Below are 18,445 nucleotides of genomic sequence, written 5' to 3'. Positions count from 1 at the left end.
TCTCACCCTTAACGTAGCGATGTGGGCGCGTAACCAAACCTCTTTTTGAAAGCGTTCGAAAAATACTGGCTCGAATTGAAGCCGCATGTGAACGCGATTTCCGTCACGCTGGTCTCTTGAGCCGCCTGCAGCAGGCGGGACGCCTGCTCCAGACGCAGATGCTGCAGATACTGGCGCGGCGTCATGTTGGTCAGCTTCTTGCAGTAGTCGGCAAAGCGCGTGCGTGAAAGACCGCATTCTTCCGCCATTCCGTCAAGCGTCCAGTCCTCATCGAGAGCATGGGCAAGACGGCGAAGAAAGATCGCTACCGTATGCTGTGACGTCGAAAGGTCCGGATCGAGTTCCGGAGCCTGTTCCCTCATGCGGTCGATCAGGCTCAACATCAACGAATTTATCGCGACCTTCAGGCGCGTTTCGCCCTCCTGGGGGCTGCGATCAAGCAGGATCGCCGGAATAGCCTCGAAGGCGCGGCAAAGCTCGGCGCCGCCATCCCAGACGGGCTGATTGTTCTGCCTCAGGACATCACCGAGCCTGTCGGCCTCGTCCTTGGAGAAGACAAGCCATTCGGGCCAATCCGGCGCCTCGCTTGGCCGCCGCAATCCCGCATCGAGGATGATCCAGAGCAGCCGGCTGGGGCCGACATTAGGGTTTCCAATGGAATGGAGCTGCCAGGGACGGATGATGATGAACTGCCCCTGGCGAAGCGCGTAATTCTTGTCGTCGACCACCAGTTCAAGGCTTCCTCGCGCTAGGTAGGCGATCTTGAATCCCTCGTTGCAATGTCGCCCAAGACCCCAGGACTGGTTCTGCCGCGCATCCCAGAAACCGACGGTCCGAATGCCCGGCAGGCGCTCGCCAAGCGAAATTCCGGGGTAGTTGCCGCGCGTCCAGGCATGCAGCTCGACCTCGCCGCGCTTGGCTGCCGCCTGAAGCTCCCTGCAATTGTCCGCATACATGGCCGAGCCCGGCTGACGAAACACCGACGGGCGACAATTCGACTGAGGTACTACGATGTGCTTGTTCATGCCCTGCGCCTCCCAACACAAAACGATTTAAGAAATTTACCACTGTTCTCCGCCGCAAGCACGAACGAGTCAAGTCTGCCATTCTAGTCTCCGTCGCGGACAGTGATCGGAATATCTCCGCCGCACCGCACGGGAGGAATTCGTGAAGGTCGCATTCAATCTGCTCGTCATCGGCGCGGAGATAAACACCAATCATGCCCGCCAGCTCGAAAGGCTGAAGGCGCTCGGATATGATGCAGTGGAAGTGCCCGTCTTTTCCGGAACGCCCGAGCACTACAGGAGCATCGGCAGGCTCCTTCGCGATATCGGCCTCTCAGCCGGCGCAGCTGCTGTCGCAACGCCTAAGGCAAATCCGGTAAGCCCCGATCCGCGGGTGCGGGCAAAAGCCCGCGATCACCACCGCTGGATCGTCGACTGCACCCATGCCATGGGCGGTGAGATCATAGCTGGGCCAGTGCACTCACCGGTCGGCGTCTTCACCGGTTTCGGCCCCACACCCAGCGAAGTGGAATGGTGCGTGGAAGCCATGCGCGCGCTCGCCGACTATGCCGAGCCTGCCGGCATCCGGATTTCGGCCGAAGCGGTCAACCGCTTCGAATGCTACATGATGTCGACGATCGCCGAAGCGTCGGCCATCTACCGCAAAGTCGATCATCCGAACTATGGCTATATGTTCGATACGTTCCACGCCAATATCGAGGAAAAGGACCCGCCGGTCACCTACGAACGCCATCACCGCGAGATCAATCACTACCATGTATCGGAAAACGACCGCGGTACTCCCGGCTCTGGGCATATTCCCTTCCCGGACCATTTCGATGCCTTGCGGCGCTGCGGCTATGACGGATGGCTGACGGTGGAATCCTTCGGACGGGCACTGCCTGAACTCGCGGGCGCCACCAGGGTCTGGCGTGACCTTTTCGATGACCTCGACGGCCTTTTTGCCGAAAGCATCGCCTATATCCGGCATGAATGGGCGGCCGCGGGCGAAAGGCTTGCCGCACGAACCGCGAGTGCACCGGCATGACTATCATTCCCGCGCTGCATATGGCCGGCATCAGCAAGACCTTTCCCGGGGTCCGTGCCCTCGATTGCGTGGATTTCGACTGCCGGACCGGTGAAGTCCATGCCATTTGCGGTGAAAACGGGGCCGGAAAATCCACGCTGATGAAGATCCTCGGCGGCAGCTACCGCCCCGATGCCGGTGAGATCCGCCTCAATGGCCGGCTGGTACACCTCACCCATCCCCGGCAGGCGGCTGACGCCGGCATTTCCATCATCCACCAGGAGCTCAGCCTGCTGCCCTATCGCACGGTTGCAGAAAACATCTTCATGGGGCGTGAACTCGCCCGCTTCGGCCTGCTGGATAGAAGACAGATGAATAAGCGGGCCGCAGAACTGCTGAGGCGGGTCGGGGCGGATATCGATCCTGAGGGGCAGGTCTCCACGCTCTCGATTGCCATGCAGCAGCTCGTGGAGATCGCCAAGGCGCTGCTGCTCGACGCCGGCATCCTCGTCATGGATGAGCCGACGGCGGCGCTCGACGAGCGCGATGCCCAAAACCTCCTGTCGCTGATCCGCGGCTTAAGGGAGGAAGGCGTCGCCATCGTCTATATCTCCCATCGCATGCCCGAAGTCATGGCGGTTGCCGATCGGGTGACAGTCCTCAAGGATGGGCAGAAAATCTGGACGCGGGCACGGCACGCGGCGCCGGTCCCCGAAATCATACGCGCCATGGTGGGACGCGACCTCAAGGATTTTTACCCGAAGCGGCCGTCCTCTGGACCCGGCAAGGTACTTCTCAGCGTTGAAGGCGGCGCGAACGCCGCCCTGCGCGATATCAGCTTCGACGTGCGGGCGGGCGAGATCGTCGGCGTGGCAGGCCTTGAGGATTCCGGCAAGGCCCACCTTGCACAGGCGCTGGTGGGCGACGAACCGCTTTCGGCAGGGGTGATGCGCGTCAACGGCAAACCGGTGTCGATCCGGTCGCCTCGGCAGGCCACCGCGGCCGGCATCGGTTACCTTCCCGGCGATCGCAAGCGGGACGCTCTCGCCCTTCGCCAATCCGTACGCGACAATGCGCTTCTCACCTTGCGCTCCATGGCCGGATTCTTCGCCCGCCCCCAAAGGGCGGCTCTTTCGCCAGCCGCGATCGATAGCGAGCTGCGCGACATGGACGTGCGAGCAGCCGATTTCGGTCAGGAAATCGGAACTCTTTCGGGAGGCAATCAGCAAAAGGCGATCATCGTCCGCTGGCTTGCGCAGGCCTCGGATGTCCTCGTTTTCGTGGAGCCGACGCGCGGCATCGACATCGCTGCGAAGGCCGCGATCTACCAAACCATGAGAGCCTTTGCGGATGCCGGCCGCGGCATCGTCGTCGTCTCGTCGGACATGCCCGAACTCATAGGCATCGCCGACCGCATCCTCGTCATGCATCAGGGCCGCATCGCCGGCGAATTGCCGCGCGGCGCCAGCGAAGAGGAAGTCATGCGACTTTCACTCGGAATTGCGCAACAGGAACCGAGGGAGGCATTCGCATGAGCAGCAATGCGATCTCCATGGAACCTGCCTCTTTCAACCACAGGAAAGGCCTGCCCATCGCGGCGGTGCTCGCCATTCTCTCTGCCGGCTTTTTCGTCGTCATCGCGCTCGCGACCGGCGAGTCCGCGCAACTGAGCCTGCAGGGCATCGTCGGCCTGCTCCAGCGCATGGTGGCGCTCGGCCTCGTCGCGATCGGCCAGACCTTCGTCATACTCGTCGGATCGATCGACCTTTCGGTCGCCGCGCTCATCAGTGCTGTTGCCGTGCTGGCATCGCTTCTCATGCAGGGCGATCCGGCGATGATCCTGCCAGCCATTATCGCCTGTCTTGGCCTGTGCCTCGCCGTCGGACTGGTCAACGGCGCCCTCGTTGCCTATGGCGGCATTAATCCGCTGATCGCGACACTCGGAACCGGGCTCATCATTCAGGGCGTGCTCGCAGCATCCTTCGCCGATCTCCAAGGTGCCGTGGCGCGCCAGTTTCAGGTGCTCGCCTATGGCGGGATGCTCGGCATCCCCTACTCCGTCCTGCTCTTGGCACTGCTTGCGCTTGCCGCCGCCTTCATCCTGAACAAAACACTCTTCGGCGCGCGGATTTACGCGGTCGGCGGCAATCCGGACGGAGCAAGGCTTGCGGGAATCCATACCGAGCGTCTCGTGCTTGCCGCCCATGTGATCGCCAGCCTGTTTGCAGGAGCCGCCGGCCTCTATCTCGCCGCACGCCTTCAATCCGGCACGCCCTGGATCGGCCGGGACGGCATCTATGACCTCGAATCGATTGCCGTCACGGTCATAGGCGGGACGATCCTCGCAGGCGGCAAGGGTGGTGTGGCCGGAACGCTGGCGGGCGTCCTGCTCTTCGCAAGCCTGGACGCAAGCTTCAACATGCTCGGCATCGATGCCTTCCTGAAACAGGTCCTGCGCGGGGGGATCGTCATCGCCGCCGTCGCCATCCATGCGGTTCGCTACAAGGGGCATGTCGCATGACGCCAATCCCGCAGGTTGCTCCCCTCCGTCCTTCGCCAAAGCTCGCGCTCAATGCAGGTCTGGTGATTTTTGTCGTGCTTTACGCGGCCATCGCCGTCGTACAGCCCAACTACCTGGAACCCGGCCTGTTCATGAACTTCCTAAGGCGGGCGGCCCCCCTCCTCATTCTTGCTTGCGGGCAACTTTACGTGATCCTGACCGGCGGCTTTGATCTCTCGGTCGGTGCGGTCGCGACACTCGCCGTATTGGCCGCATCGATCCTGATCAATGGCGATCCCGACGCTACCTGGGCTGTCCTCGGCACGCTCTATCTCATGGGTATTGCCGTCGGCCTCGTCAACGGATTGGTGGTTGCCTTCCTGAAGGTGCCCTCGATCATTGCCACGCTCGGCACCATGTTGCTCGTCAACGGCCTGGCGCTCGCCTGGTCAGGCGGCGCTGCGCGAGGGGACCTGCCGGAAAACTTCCGCAATTTCGGGCGCCTGGTCTGGCGCGACGTCTGGCTCATCGGGTCACTGCCACTTGCCGTGGTCGTTCTTTGCGGCTTCGTGGCGATCGCCTGGTGGGGACTAAACGGCACGGTCTACGGCAAACGCGCGCTGGCGGTCGGCGACAATCCGCGAGCCGCCGAACTGGCCGGCACGCCGGTTGCCGCCACCCGCATCATCGCATTCGTGGTTTCGTCGATCTCCGCGGTCACCACCGGCATCCTGCTCGGCGGCTTTTCCGGCGTATCCGTCAACGCCGGCGAGGGGCTGGAACTTCAGGCGATCGCGGCCTGCGTCGTCGGTGGCGCCCAGCTTCTCGGCGGACGCGGTTCGATCTGGAGCGCCGTGTTCGGCGCGCTCAGCCTCTTTGCCCTTTTTACCCTGCTCAATCTCATGGGCCTGCCGCAGGCCCTCAGAGACAGCATTCAAGGAGCGATCCTGATCGTGGCGGTCGGCGCCACCATGTGGCGCAATCGCCGCCGGATCTGAGTAGTCGGCCCAATGTCTAATGCCGGATTCCCGGCTTTCTGGAGGAGGAGAGAATGAAACTGAAGATAATTCTGGCAGCGAGCGTCGCACTGGCCTGCACCGGCGAGGCCCTTGCTCAAAATTTCAATGATCCCGCGGAATTCAAGAAGCAGCGGGAGCAGCTTTCGATGAAGCCACAAGGGCCGGAAGGAAAGCCCTGGGCCCAGCACCTTGGCGACGGCATGGTCGACACGGCCAAATACAAGAAAGACGGACCCGTCACACTTTGCTTTTCCAATGCCGGCGTATTCAACCCCTGGCGCGTGGTTGGCCTGAACAACCTCAATGCCGAAGCGGAGCTGCACAAGGATCGTATCAAGGAACTGGTGGTTGTCGATGCGGAGGGCAAAGACGAAAAGCAAATCTCGGATATCGAGGCGCTCGTCAGCGGCGGCAGGTGCGATGCTCTGATCGTATCTCCCAACACGACGGCTGCCCTGACGCCCGCGGTCGAGGCCGCCTGCGGCAAGCTTCCGGTCATCGTCTTCGATCGCGGGGTCAACACCCAGTGCCCCGTCACCTATATCCACCCGGTCGGCGGATACGGCTTCGGCATCACCTCGGGCGAGTTCATCGCAAGTAAGCTTGCGAAGGGCGACAATGTGCTCGCCTTGCGCATCATGCCCGGTGTCGACGTGCTCGAAACCCGCTATTCGGCGGCCAAGACCATCTTCGACGAAGCCGGCATCAATGTGATCGGGTCGGAGTTCACCGGCAGCGATCGGGCCAAGACCAAATCGATCGTGGAAGACTATATCAATCGCGGCGAGAAGATCGAAGCGATCTGGATGGATGCGGGCGACACGGCAACCGCAGCACTCGAGGCTTTCGAAGACGCGGGATTGCCCTACCCCGTCATCAGCGGCGAGGATCAGCAGGATTTCCTGCGCAAGTGGCAGTCGGAAAAGCTGACGGCAGTCGGCCCCTCCTACCCCACCTACCAGTGGCGGACGGCGATCATCGCCGCGCTTGATGTTCTCGACGGAAAGCAGGTACCCGGCCCCGAATGGGTGCTTCCGCAGCCGGCGATCACCGAGGACGTGCTGGCCGAATTTGTCGACGAGCGCATGCCCCCGCTGCATTACAGCCTGTGCGGCTGCCAGGAACTGCCGGGCTACCCGGAGCGCTGGGGCGGCAAGAAATAATCCGCGGCGCTCTGTTGGAAGCATGAAAGATCGGCCGGCACTCGGCCGGTCTTTCGTGAACCGCTTCACCCCTACCAGCGCGGTACGCGACGCTCGTAGCCTGGGTCGAATTGCTTCATATAGGCCGTATCATCACGCTCCCTGACGCCTGCGGCTTCGTAGAGGGCAGCCAGTTCGCCAAGTTTTGTCCGATCCAGGGTCACGCCAAGCCCCGGTCCATCGGGCACGGCCAGTGCGCCGTCGCGAAATGCGAAATGCTCGTCGATCACATCGGTCCCTGTCCAGGGATAGTGCGTGTCGCAATCATAGCCGAGATTGGGGGTGGCTGACGCGACGTGAACCATCGCGGCCAAGGTTATGCCGAGATGCGAATTGGAGTGCATGGAAACGCCCATGTCCAGCACGTCGCAGACCTTGCCGAGATGCGTGGACGCACGCAGCCCGCCCCAATAATGATGATCGGAAAGCACGATCTTCACCGCGCGCTTGCGATAGGCTTCGGCGATCTGGTCGAATTCGAGCACGATCATGTTGGTTGCGAGCGGAATTGAAGTCGCCGCGGCAACTTCGGCCATGGCATCCATGCCGATGACCGGATCTTCGAGATATTCCAGAATGCCCTCAAGCTTGCGGGCAATATAAATGGCGGTCTCGACGGTCCAGCCGCCGTTCGGATCGATCCTGAGCGGATGATGGGGGAACGCCTCCCTGAGCTTGAACATGGTTTCGATTTCAAGATCGGGGTGAAGCACGCCGCCTTTGAGCTTCAAGGACTTGAAGCCATGGGCAACGACCATCCTGCGCGCTTCTCCTACCATCTGGTCCGGAGTGAGCACCTCTCCCCATTCGTCCGCCGTCTCGCCAATATGGGCTGCGAGCTTGAAGAACAGATAGGCGCTGAACGGCACAGTCTTTCGCACCGCCCCGCCGAGCAGGTCCGCCACGGGCCTGCCGAGCATCTTGCCCTGGATGTCCAGACATGGAACCTCAAAGGCCGATGCCACTACATCCGTGAGCTTATGGTCGGCGACCGCGCTCTTGGCGTTGATGCCGCCACCCTCCGGCAAGGCGGCGGCCACGCGGGATTTCAGCGCGTGCAGATGGAACGGATCAAGTCCTATCAGCGAAGGCGCTGCGCGCCTCAATCCGTCCAGCGCCTTTATGCTTCCATAGCTTTCGCCAAGCCCGACCGTGCCGTCATCGCAGATCACCTCGATCACAGTGCGTAATGCGTAAGGCTGGTGAACGCCCTTGCAGTTCAGCAGCGGCTTGTCCGGTATGGCTACAGGCGTCAGGCGGATATCGGCAATGCGCATTCAAAGCTCCCCTCTCACCACCAGGATCGCGCGGCAACCAGCGCATCTTCGAGCGGTGGCAATTCTCGATGCCAATGACGCTCCCATTCGAGGCTGACCGGAAGGCTCCGGTTATCGGCCAGCAGCAGAGGCTTCAGAACAGCCATCGGAAACGTTCCCTTTCCCGGCTCGACGTAATGGCGCCTTTCATCAGGGCCGATCGCGCTGTCCTTGACGTGAAGATGGACCACGTTTTGAGCAATATGGTTCCAGGTGGACACCACATCCGCACCTTTCGCCCAGGTATGGTGCGTATCCCACAAGATCCGCGAGGACGGCACCCGGCCTATGAATTCCACCAGTTGCTCCACATCCGCCAATGCGTTATGGGTCTCGATCATCAGCTCCGCCTTCAAGCCCCGCGAGCGGCGGTGTTCTTGCCAGGCGTCTAGGTCGGCAATAGCAAGGGCGAAGTCCGCTTCGCTCAGCCGATCCCCGCCGTCGAAGATACGCAGATGCACGGCACCAGCCGCTTCCGCCCAGGGCAGATAAGGTTCGATCGCGGAAAGCTTGCAGCCACCTTCGAAGAGGCGGATCGAGGTATTGAGGGCAACCACGCGCAGGCCACGGTCGGAAAGAAACTTTGCGAACCCGACCGGACTTTCGAACTCCGCCGCCAGAACCGTGGGCAGATCGAGCGAGCCCGACAATCCACGCAGCTCGACCGAGCCAACCCCGTGGCGTTGCGCCAGATCGGCAACCTCCCGCATGCTGAACTGCGAACAGCCGAGTGTCGAAAAGCAGTGGTTCAACGCCGTCATGCCATGCGCTCCAGGTCGTGCTTGCGGACGGGAAACAAGGGAGGCTCCCCGCCCACGAACCGCTCGATCTCCGTGATCGCCAGATCGGAAAGGGCACGCAATTCATTGCCCATGGCGCCGGCGATATGCGGCGTGAGCACGACATTGGGAAGATCGTAGAAAGGACTGTCCGGCGGCAACGGCTCCGGTTCCGGTGTATCGATCAGGATGCGCAGGCGCCCCGAACGGGCCTCAGCCAGAAGAGCTTCATGATCGACGAGCCAGCCCCGCGCCGTGTTGATCAGAACCGCATGATCGGCCATCAGCGCAAGCTCGCGCGCGCCGATCATGTGGCGGGTTTCGGGCAGGATGGGAGCATGCAGCGAGACGGTGTCGGACCAGGCGAGCAGTTCGTGCAGCTCCATCTTTTCAGCACCGAGCAGGCGCGCCTCTTCCGCCTCCAGGAAGGGATCGTAAACACCCACTTCGAAATTCGACCGCACCAGCATATCGATGACCGCCCTGCCGATCCGCGAAGCGCCGACAATGCCGATCCGCCGACCATGGTTCCCGATATGAGCAAGCCCGCGTCCCCGCCTGCTGCCGTACCCGCCGGTGCCACGCTCTGCGCGATGCTCGTCGCGCAGACGAAAGACGTCCTTGCCGCACATGATGATCGCGGCGAAGGTGAATTGCGCAACCGGAACCGCCATGGCAGGCGCCGCCGTGGTCACCAGGATATCGGAGCTTTCCCAGAATTCCGGGGGAAGTATCGGGCGTATCGACCCGGCGGCATAGGCCACCATCTTGAGGTGTGGTGCGCGTGTCAGGCGCTCCCTTGTCAGCGACGACGCTCCCCAGGCGCCGAGCAGGATGTCGGCTTCGCCAAGTGCCGCGGCGCCGGCGGGCGTATCCACATCGATATGGGGATGGCCGGGGATCACGTCCGCCACCGCATGGAGTCTCGCCCATTCGCGCGGCCCGAAGAAGCCTTCGGGCAATTCCGGCCGCATGGAGATGAGCAGTTTCGGTTTTTCTGGCATCAGGAAAACAGAACGCCGCCATTGATGTCGTAGCAGGCGCCGGTGATATAGGCGGCATCGTCGGACGCAAGGAAAGCGACGAGAGCGGCGACGTCTTCGCTGGTCCCTTCACGCTTCATCAATGCGGCGGCGGCGACCCGCTCGCGCACTTCGGGCTTGGTGAAAGTGTCATGGAAGGTCGTGGCGATCATGCCCGGGCAGACCGCATTGACCCGAATGGCGGGCCCAGCCTCCTTGGCAAGCGCCCGTGTGAAGGTCATCACCGCACCCTTCGATGTCGCATAGGCCACTGCCCCCGGCCCGCCGCCATCCCTTCCCGCCTGCGATGAGAAGGTGACGATCGCGCCGCCCTTTGCAAGCTTCGGGAGCACCGCCTTGGACATGAGGAAGAGCGAAGTGAGATTGACGTCCATGACCTGCCGCCAGAATGTCTCGTCCATCTCCGCCATGGTCTTGCGTGCTACCAAGCCACCGGCGACGTGGACCAGCGCATGGATGTCGCCAAAGCTTTCGGCAGCCGTCGAGATAACCCGCTCGGCATCCTCCTTGCGCGTCAGGTCCGCGCGCACCGCAATCGCTTTCCGGCCGAGCTCTTCTATTTTACGGGCAGCACTGCGAGCACCTTCTTCGGCGCCATTATAGGTAAGCACGACATTGGCACCCTCCTCGGCAAAGCGCAGCGCGCAGGCGCGGCCGATATCGCGACCGGCACCGGCGACAATGACGGTCTTGTTGGCGAAACGTTTCATCACAAACCTCTTTGATTAGAACTTCTTGGGGAGCGTCAGCTTGAAGCGCTGGTCATCGACATCGGTGAAATAGATGTCGGTGGAAAAACCCTGATCGTCGATGAAGCTGAAGATGCGCCTCGGCTCCTTCAAATCATAGGGAACCAGGAGGGTCACCAGCGTGTGGCTCGCCGCCGCCGGAACCGTGGCGTTGACATGGTGGTGCAGCTCCAGCCCCTCCAGCTCCGCCGGATCGATGCCCGGAAAGCCTTCGATAGCGGCGATCTGCGGCGCGCCGGCTGAGGAAAACACGAACTGACCGTAGAACCCGGCCTTCTGCCCGTGGTAGCGGAAACTCGAGCGGCCCACTTGCGGCGCACCGATGGTATGGCAGAGCCATTGAAGGTCTTGCGGTTCGCTGCACTCCACCTGGTCGACGATGACGAAATAGGCCTCGTTGACGAAATGGATTTCCCGTTGAGCCTTCTGAACCAGCGGATTGGCGACCTGATAGGCCGCCGTCGCGTCGCCCAGAATGCGCAAATGCTGCGGCTTTTCCTCGACCTCGACGATCTTGCCAGCAGCACGGCGGGCAAGCGCCTTGTCCTTCTCCGCATACTGGCCCTTGCCACCGATCAGCACCGCGTTTTTCGATCGCGTCTGCCGACGCCAATCCCGGTGCATGCCGGAGCCGAAAGCGATGTAATAGCCGGACTGGATGGCAAGATCCTCGCCATAGGCATAGAGCAGGAAGGCATTCTGATCCCCGTGGCTGTGACTGATCGAGCCATAGGGACTGGACTTGAAGACGAACTGCAGGTGCCGATCGGGGTCGTGCATGTGCTTCTGCACTGCCACCCAGCCGATGTCATCAAAGCAGGCGACCGCCGGCAGATCCTCCGGCGATGCTGCGGCAACCTGCGGAAAGTCGTGGCGGTAGACCAGATCATCGAAGTTCAGGTCCCACCAGCCATAGTTATAAAACGCCATTTCCGTGCCGGCGGCGTCGGCCTTGATGCGCTCGTAATACCATTGATAGTGACCGTTGCCGGTCACGCCTGCGAACTGGCGCACGTTATAGCCGGCTTTCAGACCCGGAAGATCGCCAAGCGTGGAATCATCGCCGAAGCCCGCGCGCCGGGTGCCCGGTGCCTTGGTGTAGAGCGGAAAGCTTCCGGTGTTCTGGAAGAAGGGTCGCCGATAGAGATCGACCCCCGTATGGGAGCGGATGAGATTGGCGGCCTCGATGAAATAGGCCATGCCGGTCATCCAGTAATGCGGACCTTCCGCCCATCCGCCATCCGTTCCGGCCCATGGCGAGTAGAGCGTCGCCAGGAATTCAACAGTGTAATCGAGCCACTCCGTCGCCTCCTCGCTTTCGCCCTGAAGCGCGATGCAGGCTGGCGTCAGAACCGCCGACAGCGACCGCACCGCATGGCTGTCATAGGGGAAAACATGGATGCGGGCGTGCGCAATGACATGCTCGGCAACATCGCGCGTGCGTCGCAAAAGTGCGGTGCGAACCGTTGTCCGCTCCTCTTCGCTCAGGTGGTCGTAAAGCCAGTCATAACCCCAGGCCAGCGCCACCACGATACGGAAGGCAGCTTCATCGTTATAGCCACGGGATGTGGCACCTTGCGGGTCCCAGCCGGCAACGGCCAGCAGCCAGGCGCGCGCGGTATCCAGGAGGTCGTCCCTGCCCAGGACCTTGCCACCGATCGCAAGATGCCGGATGGCGTAGATGACCTCCTGACAATCGATGTACATCTGCCGCCAGAGTGTGGCGATCCGTATATTGTTTGGGTAGGGTTGAGGTTCGGGGATAATCGGGCGGTTGATCCAGGGCTCGACCGATTTGGAATAGAAATCCGACCAGCCGCAATGGTGCGGGTCGTGCTCGACCGCCACGGCGAAGGCCTTGAGCTTGTCCGGATCGAGCCAGAGCCGAGGGTGAGCCGTGCCGCCCGCGGCATGACGTGCCTTGCGATCGGGAAGCGGCGTTTGCGGCAGGCCATCGGTGATCTCGAAACTGCGCGTGGCGCTCCAGTTCGAAGCACAGCCGCACGTCGCAGGGTCCCAGAGCGCATAGGACCAGTAATAACGGCCGGCTGGAAGCACCTCCTCCGGCGTGAAGAAATTCCAGGCGAGGTCCTCGTAGCTCCGCGTCCCCCCATCTGCAAAATCGGGATCGTTCGAGATACGGACCACATAACGCGCGCCGTCGTCGATATCCGGAAGCCAGGAGAAGCGCGGCGGGTTCTCGCGCGGCTGCCTCTGCTCGCTCGGCATATAATCTATGGTCAACGAACCGGCCCGCGGTTCATCGAGATGGGCTTGCTTGGCAATGGCCGGCGCAGAGTGACGCATCGCGGCTCGAACTCCCTATGGAAATATGGGGCTGGATGGCGACGGTGGCGCCGCCATCCAGATAAGGCGGCTGCCTAGCGGGCAGCTTCGTACTGACGCTCGTAGGCCGACTGCATGACGGCAATGACCTTGTCATAGCCGAGTTCGCCGAGGCGTTTCTTGTAAGCATCCCAGCCGGTGTCGACGTCCTGGGCGCCGAGGACCCAGGTCTGCTGCATCTCGGTCATGTAGGTGAGAATGCTCGGCCAGTAGCGGTCAAAAACGGCCTTTTCGTCGGCGTTCAGCGACACGCCAAGGAACTCGTCCTTGAGGCAGTTGCACTCCTCGTACAGGTCAATGCCCTCAAGCGCGATCTTGTTGGTCCATTGGCGCTCATATTCATACGTCATCCAGAACCCGCGCGGGACCTGCGCACCCACCGCCCAGAGCTGGGCATTGACGGGATCCTTGTTGCCCAGGACCTCCTTCGTGAAGTGCGGCTTTCCGTCGACCATTTCATAGGTCAGTCCCTCCACCCCGAAGTTCGACAGGATGCGGCCCTGCTCAGAGAACCAGAAGTCGAAATATTTGATGGTTTCGACTGGGTGCTCGTTGGTGGCGGTAATCGCCCAACCGGCAGGTTGCACCTGCAGACGGCGGGCGTCCTCGAACCTTTGCCCGCTCACCGTCTTGGGCGGCAGCATCGGCCGAAGCGCAAATCCGTCGATCTTGCCGGTCAGCGCATCGTTGTAGGTGGAGGTGCTGGCGAACCAGTCATGCGTCATGCCGCCGAGGTTGTTGCCGAGCAGATATTCGCGGGCGCGGGCGCCACGGGTGAATATCTCCTTGTCGATCAGGCCTTCCTTGTACCACTGGGCGACATGGGAAATGCCCGTCTTGTAGTTTTCCTCGGCCCAGGGATGACGAAGCTGGCCGTCATAGACCGCGAAATCGCCATAGCGTTCCGATCCCGAAACGCGGGCATCCCAGAGATTGATCAGCCGGATCGCATCGACCTCCTCACGGGCGAAATACGGAACCTCGTCCTTGACGCCGTTGCCGTTCGGGTCCTTATCCCGGAAGGCTTTGAGGACCTCATGGACCTCTTCGGGCGTCTCGGGCTGCTTGAGACCGAGCTTGTCCAGCCAATCCTGGCGGATGAACCAGCCTCGCGAGAACTTCCCGTCAGGCACATAAGGAATGAAGTAAAGTTTGCCGTCCGGTCCCGAGATCGCCCGGCGGATATCCGGATGGCTGTCGAAGAAGGCCTTGAGATGCGGCGCATGCTCCTCGATCAGGTCGTCCAGAGGAATGAACGCACCCTCCAGGCCGTATCGGATGAAGTCCTCCTTCAGCCCGCCGGAGGCGTCCCCGCCGACGATATCGGGGAGATCGCCCGAAGCGATGAGCAGATTGAAGGCGTCGCGACTGCTGGTGGTCGCCAGCGACGCGACATTTCGGACATGGATGTTGGTGAGTTCGGCCGCCTTCTGTTCGACCGGCCATTTTTCCGAATAGACGTATTTGTCGCGGAAGTGGAAATGGATCGTCAATTCCAGCGGATCGTCGACGATCTTCGTGGTTTCCTGAGCCAGGCCCGGCGACGCCGTTATCATCGCCGCGATCAGCGCTAGAACGGATGCTCCCTTATGCAATGCACTCATAGGTTTCTCCTCCCTTAGTGGCATTACTCTTTGACCCCGCCCAGCAGAATCCCCTTGGTGAAGTACCTCTGCGCGTAGGGATAGATGATGAGGACGGGAATGATGGAGGCGACCATGATGGCTGAGGTCACCGTCTCGAAGGAATATCGGGCTGTCAGCAGGCTCGAGGCGAATTCGTCGTTGGAGTTCAGATCGACGATCACGCGCTTCAGATAGACCTGCAGAGGTATCTTCTCCTCGCCGCGCAGGAGCACCATGGCCCAGAAGTAGCCGTTCCAGCGCGAGACGACGCAAAGCAGCGCCACGGTCACGATCGCGGGCTTGGAAAGAGGGATGAACACCTTCCACAGAAGCTGGAGCTCGCTTGCGCCGTCCATCTTGGCGGCTTCCTCGAACGATTTCGGGACCGCCTCGAAGAAGTTGCGCAGCAGGATCACGTTGAACGCATTGGCCGCGAAACCGATGATGATGCCGAACCGGCTATCGAGAAGCCCAAGATCCCGCATATTGAGGAAGAACGGGATCATCCCCGCGTTGAACCAGAGCGTGAAGGCGATCGCCATATTGAGGAAGGTGCGGCCGCGCAGGCGTTTGCGCGAAAGCGCATAGGCGCCCGGGATCATGATCGCCAGGCTCATCAGCGTGCCGCCGAAGGTGTAGATGAACGTATTGCCGTAGGCCACCCAGAACATCCGGTCCGAGAGCACGCGGTCGTAAGCCGCAAGCGTCATGTCCACCGGCCAAAGCGTGACCCGGCCCGAGGTGACGGCAGCGCCAGACGAGAGCGACGCCGAAAGGATGTAGATGAACGGGTAGAGCGTCGACAGGACAAAGAGCCCAAGCAGAATGGCGTTGATCCAGCCAAAGATCTTGTCGCCGCGGGAATAGAGATTGAAACTGCTCATCCCGGACCTCACCAGAGCGACGTTGAAGAAAGTCTTCGGCTGATGCGATTTGCCGAATAGACAAGGGCGAAGGCGATGACCGCGTTGAACAGCCCGGCGGCGGTCGCCAGATCATACTGGGTTCCCTGCAGGCCGGTCCGATAGATGAAGGTCGAGACGACATCGGCCGTCTCGTAGGTCGGCGGGCGGTAGAGCAGGATGATGTATTCGAAGCCGACTTCGACCAGATTGCCGATGCGGATGATCAGCATGATGATGATCGTCGGGAGAATGCAGGGCAGCGTGATGCGCCACATCATCTGCCAGCGCGAGGCGCCGTCCACGCGGGCCGATTCATAAAGCGTCGGGCTGACCCCTGCGATCGCCGCGAGATAGACGATCGATTCGAAACCCGCTTCCTTCCATACGGACGAGCCGATGAAGACGGGCCGGAACCATTCGGGCCTGGTCAGAAAATAGATTGGTTCGAAACCCAGGCTGGTCAAAAGCAGATTGACCACGCCCGTGGAGGGCGAAAGGAAATTGATGACGATGCCCGCGACGATCACCACCGAGATGAAATGCGGCAGATAGACGATCGTCTGCGCCCAGCGCTTCGCGACGGCGTTCTGCACCTCATTGAACATCAGAGCCAGGATGATCGGTATCGGGAATGCGAAGATCAGCCCCAGCCCACTGATGGCGATCGTATTCCAGAAGGCCCTGATGAACATGTCGTTCTGGAACAGAACCTCGAAATGGGCAAAGCCCACCCATGGACTGCGCTCGATGCCCCGGAAGATCGAAAAATCCTTGAAGGCGATCAAAAGCCCGTACATGGGCTTGTAGAGAAACAGCACGAACCAGATGACCATTGGCGCCAGCAACAGGTAGAGCTGCCAGTCCAGCCGAAAGTCTTCCGCAAATGAATGTAGCGTGTTGCGAAACGATTGTTTCATGCCGGTTCTCACACTTCAGCCTTGAGAGTGCGGCCGGTCGCGGCATCGAAGATGTGGATGCGGCTACTATCGACGCCCAGCCGGGAAACGGCATTCAGCTCGTGATTGGAATAGAGGGTTTCTTCCTTGGCGATGAAGGACTGCCCGTCCGTCTTGCCATGCAGTAGGGCTTCTGCGCCAAGCGGCTCCACCAGTTCGATCGCGCATTCCAGAACATCGCGGGCATTGTCCGTCCTGACCGACATGATTTCTGGGCGGATCCCGAGCTTGACGGGTTGCCCATCCGCCGCTGAACGCGCGAAACTGTCGGGGACGGCAAGGCTTTGTCCACCCTCGCCGGCAAGCACAGCTCTGACCTCACCATTCCGCTTGGCGATCAACGCATCGAGCAGGTTCATCGGAGGCGACCCGATAAAGCTCGCGACAAAGGTGTTCGCGGGCTCCAGAAAGACCTCCATCGGCGATCCGACCTGCTCGATATTGCCGCCGTTCATGATGACGATGCGATCGGCAAGCGTCATCGCCTCCACCTGATCATGCGTCACATAGATGCTGGTGGCCTTCATCCGCCGGTGAAGCTGCTTGATCTCCGCGCGCATATAGGTGCGCAGCTTGGCATCGAGGTTGGAAAGCGGCTCGTCGAAGAGGAAGACCTTCGGCTTGCGCACGATCGCCCGCCCCATGGCAACGCGCTGGCGCTGGCCTCCCGAAAGATCGGCGGGCTTGCGCGAGAGGTATTCGGTGAGCCCCAGGATCTGCGCGGCTTCCGAAACCGCCTGATTGATCACCTCGCGGCGCTCCCGCCTCACGCGCAGCCCGAAAGCGATGTTCTCCGCGACGCTGAGATGGGGATAGAGCGCGTAATTCTGGAACACCATCGCGACGTCGCGATCCTTCGGCGCGACCTTGTTGACCTCGCGGCCGCCGATCGAGATCGTGCCTTCCGAAATATCCTCCAGGCCAGCCACCATGCGCAGCGTCGTGGACTTGCCGCAGCCAGAGGGTCCGACGAGCACGACGAACTCCTCGGGCTCGATCGCCAGGCTGATGCCATGGACGACCTCGAAGGCGCCGTACCGTTTGATGACGTCGTTGATCTGGACTGCGGACATGAAAGGCCCCTCCTCAAAAGCCTTGGATGTTCAGGCGGTCGTCTTGGGACCTCTCGCAACACGCTTCTTGGCGACGCGCGTATTGATCTGCTCGATATAGGCCCAAATCTTCGGGTTCTTGGACAATTCGGCGATCTTGGATTCGAGCGATCCGAGATGACGGACCACCGCCTCGCGCGCCTTCTCGATGTCGCCAGTCTCGATGGCGCTCACGATGTTCTCGTGCTCCTCGATCACCTTTTCGGTACGGCGAACCGCAAAGACGCGCTTGAGATGGCGCATGCGATCCATCTCGCCCTTGGCCTGATTGACCACGCTCCAGGCGCCGGGAAGCCGGGCTGCGGCGAAGATCGTGCGATGGAATTCCTCATCCAGGAGGAAGAAGTCGGTGAACTTCTCGTCCTTTGCCGCGGCTCGCTGCCTGGCAAGGCAGGTCTTCAAACGCGCGATGTCTTCCAGGGAATGGCGCTTGGTCGCTTCGACGACGGCGCCCTCCTCCAGCTTGAAGCGGATGAAACAGGCCTCCATGTAGCGCTGCACGTCGATGGGGGCGATATACGTGCCGCCTTGCGGCACCACCTTGACGAACCCCTCTTCCGCCAGCCGGATGATCGCCTCGCGAACCGGTGTCTTGCTGACGTCGAGCAGCGCCGCGATCTCTTTTTCCGAAAGGGCGCGCCCCGGCAGAAGCTTCACTTCAACGATGAGCTTGCGCAGCAGCGCATGGATGCGGTTGGCCATGTTGCCGCCGGACGGCAGCTCTCCCGGACTTACGAGATCGGACAGTGGCAAGGAAGGGAATTCAACCGTGTCAGGCATATCAGTTCTTTAACTGAGATATTAGTTCCTATTTTGATATATCGACGGAATGGCCGGCCTGTCAACACTGGATGATCGACAA

16 protein-coding genes are annotated in these 18,445 nt (G+C 61.2%); 5 read left to right on the top strand and 11 right to left on the bottom strand.

Going from position 1 to position 18,445, the window contains the following annotated elements:
• Positions 1–8: 8 nt before the first annotated feature.
• Positions 9–1,025, bottom strand: coding sequence for an AraC family transcriptional regulator (locus YH62_RS22855; RefSeq protein ID WP_046796590.1), 1,017 nt, complete (start codon positions 1,023–1,025; stop codon positions 9–11).
• Between the two features lie 142 nt (positions 1,026–1,167).
• Here YH62_RS22855 and YH62_RS22850 point away from each other — a divergent pair, with 142 nt between their 5' ends.
• The 5 genes from YH62_RS22850 to YH62_RS22830 are packed head-to-tail and all read left to right on the top strand — an operon-like array spanning position 1,168 to position 6,713.
• Positions 1,168–2,052, top strand: coding sequence for a sugar phosphate isomerase/epimerase family protein (locus tag YH62_RS22850; protein ID WP_046796589.1), 885 nt, complete (start codon positions 1,168–1,170; stop codon positions 2,050–2,052).
• The gene (locus tag YH62_RS22845) at positions 2,049–3,566 is read left to right on the top strand and encodes a sugar ABC transporter ATP-binding protein (RefSeq protein WP_046796648.1); all 1,518 of its coding nucleotides are present in this window, start codon (positions 2,049–2,051) and stop codon (positions 3,564–3,566) included. Before YH62_RS22850 ends, YH62_RS22845 begins: the two co-directional genes overlap by 4 nt.
• Positions 3,563–4,552, top strand: coding sequence for an ABC transporter permease (locus tag YH62_RS22840; RefSeq protein WP_046796588.1), 990 nt, complete (start codon positions 3,563–3,565; stop codon positions 4,550–4,552). Before YH62_RS22845 ends, YH62_RS22840 begins: the two co-directional genes overlap by 4 nt.
• Positions 4,549–5,529 (top strand): ABC transporter permease, encoded by a 981-nt coding sequence (locus tag YH62_RS22835; protein WP_046796587.1) that lies wholly within the window; start codon positions 4,549–4,551, stop codon positions 5,527–5,529. The genes YH62_RS22840 and YH62_RS22835 overlap by 4 nt, the downstream gene beginning before the upstream one ends.
• A gap of 53 nt (positions 5,530–5,582) precedes the next feature.
• Positions 5,583–6,713, top strand: coding sequence for a substrate-binding domain-containing protein (locus YH62_RS22830; RefSeq protein ID WP_046796586.1), 1,131 nt, complete (start codon positions 5,583–5,585; stop codon positions 6,711–6,713).
• A gap of 71 nt (positions 6,714–6,784) precedes the next feature.
• Here YH62_RS22830 and YH62_RS22825 read toward each other — a convergent pair whose 3' ends face one another.
• The 10 genes from YH62_RS22825 to YH62_RS22780 form a co-directional block, all read right to left on the bottom strand.
• Positions 6,785–8,029: a glucarate dehydratase family protein gene (locus YH62_RS22825; protein WP_046796585.1), complete on the bottom strand. Its 1,245-nt coding sequence runs from the start codon at positions 8,027–8,029 to the stop codon at positions 6,785–6,787.
• Between the two features lie 14 nt (positions 8,030–8,043).
• Positions 8,044–8,829 (bottom strand): TIM barrel protein, encoded by a 786-nt coding sequence (locus tag YH62_RS22820; RefSeq protein ID WP_046796584.1) that lies wholly within the window; start codon positions 8,827–8,829, stop codon positions 8,044–8,046.
• Positions 8,826–9,851, bottom strand: a complete 1,026-nt coding sequence (locus YH62_RS22815) for a hydroxyacid dehydrogenase (protein WP_046796583.1) — start codon at positions 9,849–9,851, stop codon at positions 8,826–8,828. Before YH62_RS22815 ends, YH62_RS22820 begins: the two co-directional genes overlap by 4 nt.
• Entirely contained in the window at positions 9,851–10,600 is a 750-nt protein-coding gene (locus YH62_RS22810; RefSeq protein ID WP_046796582.1) for a glucose 1-dehydrogenase, read from the bottom strand. The genes YH62_RS22815 and YH62_RS22810 overlap by 1 nt, the downstream gene beginning before the upstream one ends.
• Positions 10,601–10,615: 15 nt before the next feature.
• Entirely contained in the window at positions 10,616–12,946 is a 2,331-nt protein-coding gene (locus YH62_RS22805; RefSeq protein WP_046796581.1) for an alginate lyase, read from the bottom strand.
• A 74-nt stretch (positions 12,947–13,020) separates the two neighbouring features.
• Positions 13,021–14,589, bottom strand: coding sequence for an extracellular solute-binding protein (locus YH62_RS22800; RefSeq protein ID WP_046796580.1), 1,569 nt, complete (start codon positions 14,587–14,589; stop codon positions 13,021–13,023).
• 23 nt (positions 14,590–14,612) lie between these two features.
• A complete protein-coding gene (locus tag YH62_RS22795) occupies positions 14,613–15,494 on the bottom strand; it encodes a carbohydrate ABC transporter permease (protein ID WP_046796579.1) in 882 nt (293 codons plus the stop codon).
• A gap of 8 nt (positions 15,495–15,502) precedes the next feature.
• Positions 15,503–16,432 (bottom strand): sugar ABC transporter permease, encoded by a 930-nt coding sequence (locus tag YH62_RS22790; RefSeq protein ID WP_046796578.1) that lies wholly within the window; start codon positions 16,430–16,432, stop codon positions 15,503–15,505.
• 8 nt (positions 16,433–16,440) lie between these two features.
• Positions 16,441–17,544 carry a sn-glycerol-3-phosphate ABC transporter ATP-binding protein UgpC gene (ugpC, locus tag YH62_RS22785; RefSeq protein WP_046796577.1) on the bottom strand — a complete coding sequence of 368 codons (1,104 nt, stop codon included), beginning with the start codon at positions 17,542–17,544 and terminating at the stop codon, positions 16,441–16,443.
• A gap of 30 nt (positions 17,545–17,574) precedes the next feature.
• A complete protein-coding gene (locus tag YH62_RS22780) occupies positions 17,575–18,363 on the bottom strand; it encodes a GntR family transcriptional regulator (RefSeq protein WP_082118463.1) in 789 nt (262 codons plus the stop codon).
• Positions 18,364–18,445: the final 82 nt, after the last annotated feature.

It is taken from the genome of Rhizobium sp. LC145, from assembly GCF_001005825.1.
Classification (GTDB): Bacteria; Pseudomonadota; Alphaproteobacteria; order Rhizobiales; family Rhizobiaceae; genus Neorhizobium.
Note: the sequence above shows the minus strand (reverse complement) of the source record. Positions and strands in the feature narration are given on the sequence as shown.

Bases quoted from the DNA above. Each gene is read 5' to 3' on its own strand.
- YH62_RS22830 (WP_046796586.1), top strand. From the start codon at position 5,583: ATGAAACTGAAGATAATTCTGGCAGCGAGCGTCGCACTGGCCTGCACC.
- YH62_RS22855 (WP_046796590.1), bottom strand. From the start codon at position 1,025: ATGAACAAGCACATCGTAGTACCTCAGTCGAATTGTCGCCCGTCGGTG.
- YH62_RS22845 (WP_046796648.1), top strand. From the start codon at position 2,049: ATGACTATCATTCCCGCGCTGCATATGGCCGGCATCAGCAAGACCTTT.
- YH62_RS22790 (WP_046796578.1), bottom strand. From the start codon at position 16,432: ATGAAACAATCGTTTCGCAACACGCTACATTCATTTGCGGAAGACTTT.
- YH62_RS22835 (WP_046796587.1), top strand. From the start codon at position 4,549: ATGACGCCAATCCCGCAGGTTGCTCCCCTCCGTCCTTCGCCAAAGCTC.
- YH62_RS22805 (WP_046796581.1), bottom strand. From the start codon at position 12,946: ATGCGTCACTCTGCGCCGGCCATTGCCAAGCAAGCCCATCTCGATGAA.
- YH62_RS22840 (WP_046796588.1), top strand. From the start codon at position 3,563: ATGAGCAGCAATGCGATCTCCATGGAACCTGCCTCTTTCAACCACAGG.
- YH62_RS22780 (WP_082118463.1), bottom strand. From the start codon at position 18,363: ATGCCTGACACGGTTGAATTCCCTTCCTTGCCACTGTCCGATCTCGTA.
- YH62_RS22810 (WP_046796582.1), bottom strand. From the start codon at position 10,600: ATGAAACGTTTCGCCAACAAGACCGTCATTGTCGCCGGTGCCGGTCGC.
- ugpC (WP_046796577.1), bottom strand. From the start codon at position 17,544: ATGTCCGCAGTCCAGATCAACGACGTCATCAAACGGTACGGCGCCTTC.
- YH62_RS22800 (WP_046796580.1), bottom strand. From the start codon at position 14,589: ATGAGTGCATTGCATAAGGGAGCATCCGTTCTAGCGCTGATCGCGGCG.
- YH62_RS22815 (WP_046796583.1), bottom strand. From the start codon at position 9,851: ATGCCAGAAAAACCGAAACTGCTCATCTCCATGCGGCCGGAATTGCCC.
- YH62_RS22825 (WP_046796585.1), bottom strand. From the start codon at position 8,029: ATGCGCATTGCCGATATCCGCCTGACGCCTGTAGCCATACCGGACAAG.
- YH62_RS22795 (WP_046796579.1), bottom strand. From the start codon at position 15,494: ATGAGCAGTTTCAATCTCTATTCCCGCGGCGACAAGATCTTTGGCTGG.
- YH62_RS22820 (WP_046796584.1), bottom strand. From the start codon at position 8,829: ATGACGGCGTTGAACCACTGCTTTTCGACACTCGGCTGTTCGCAGTTC.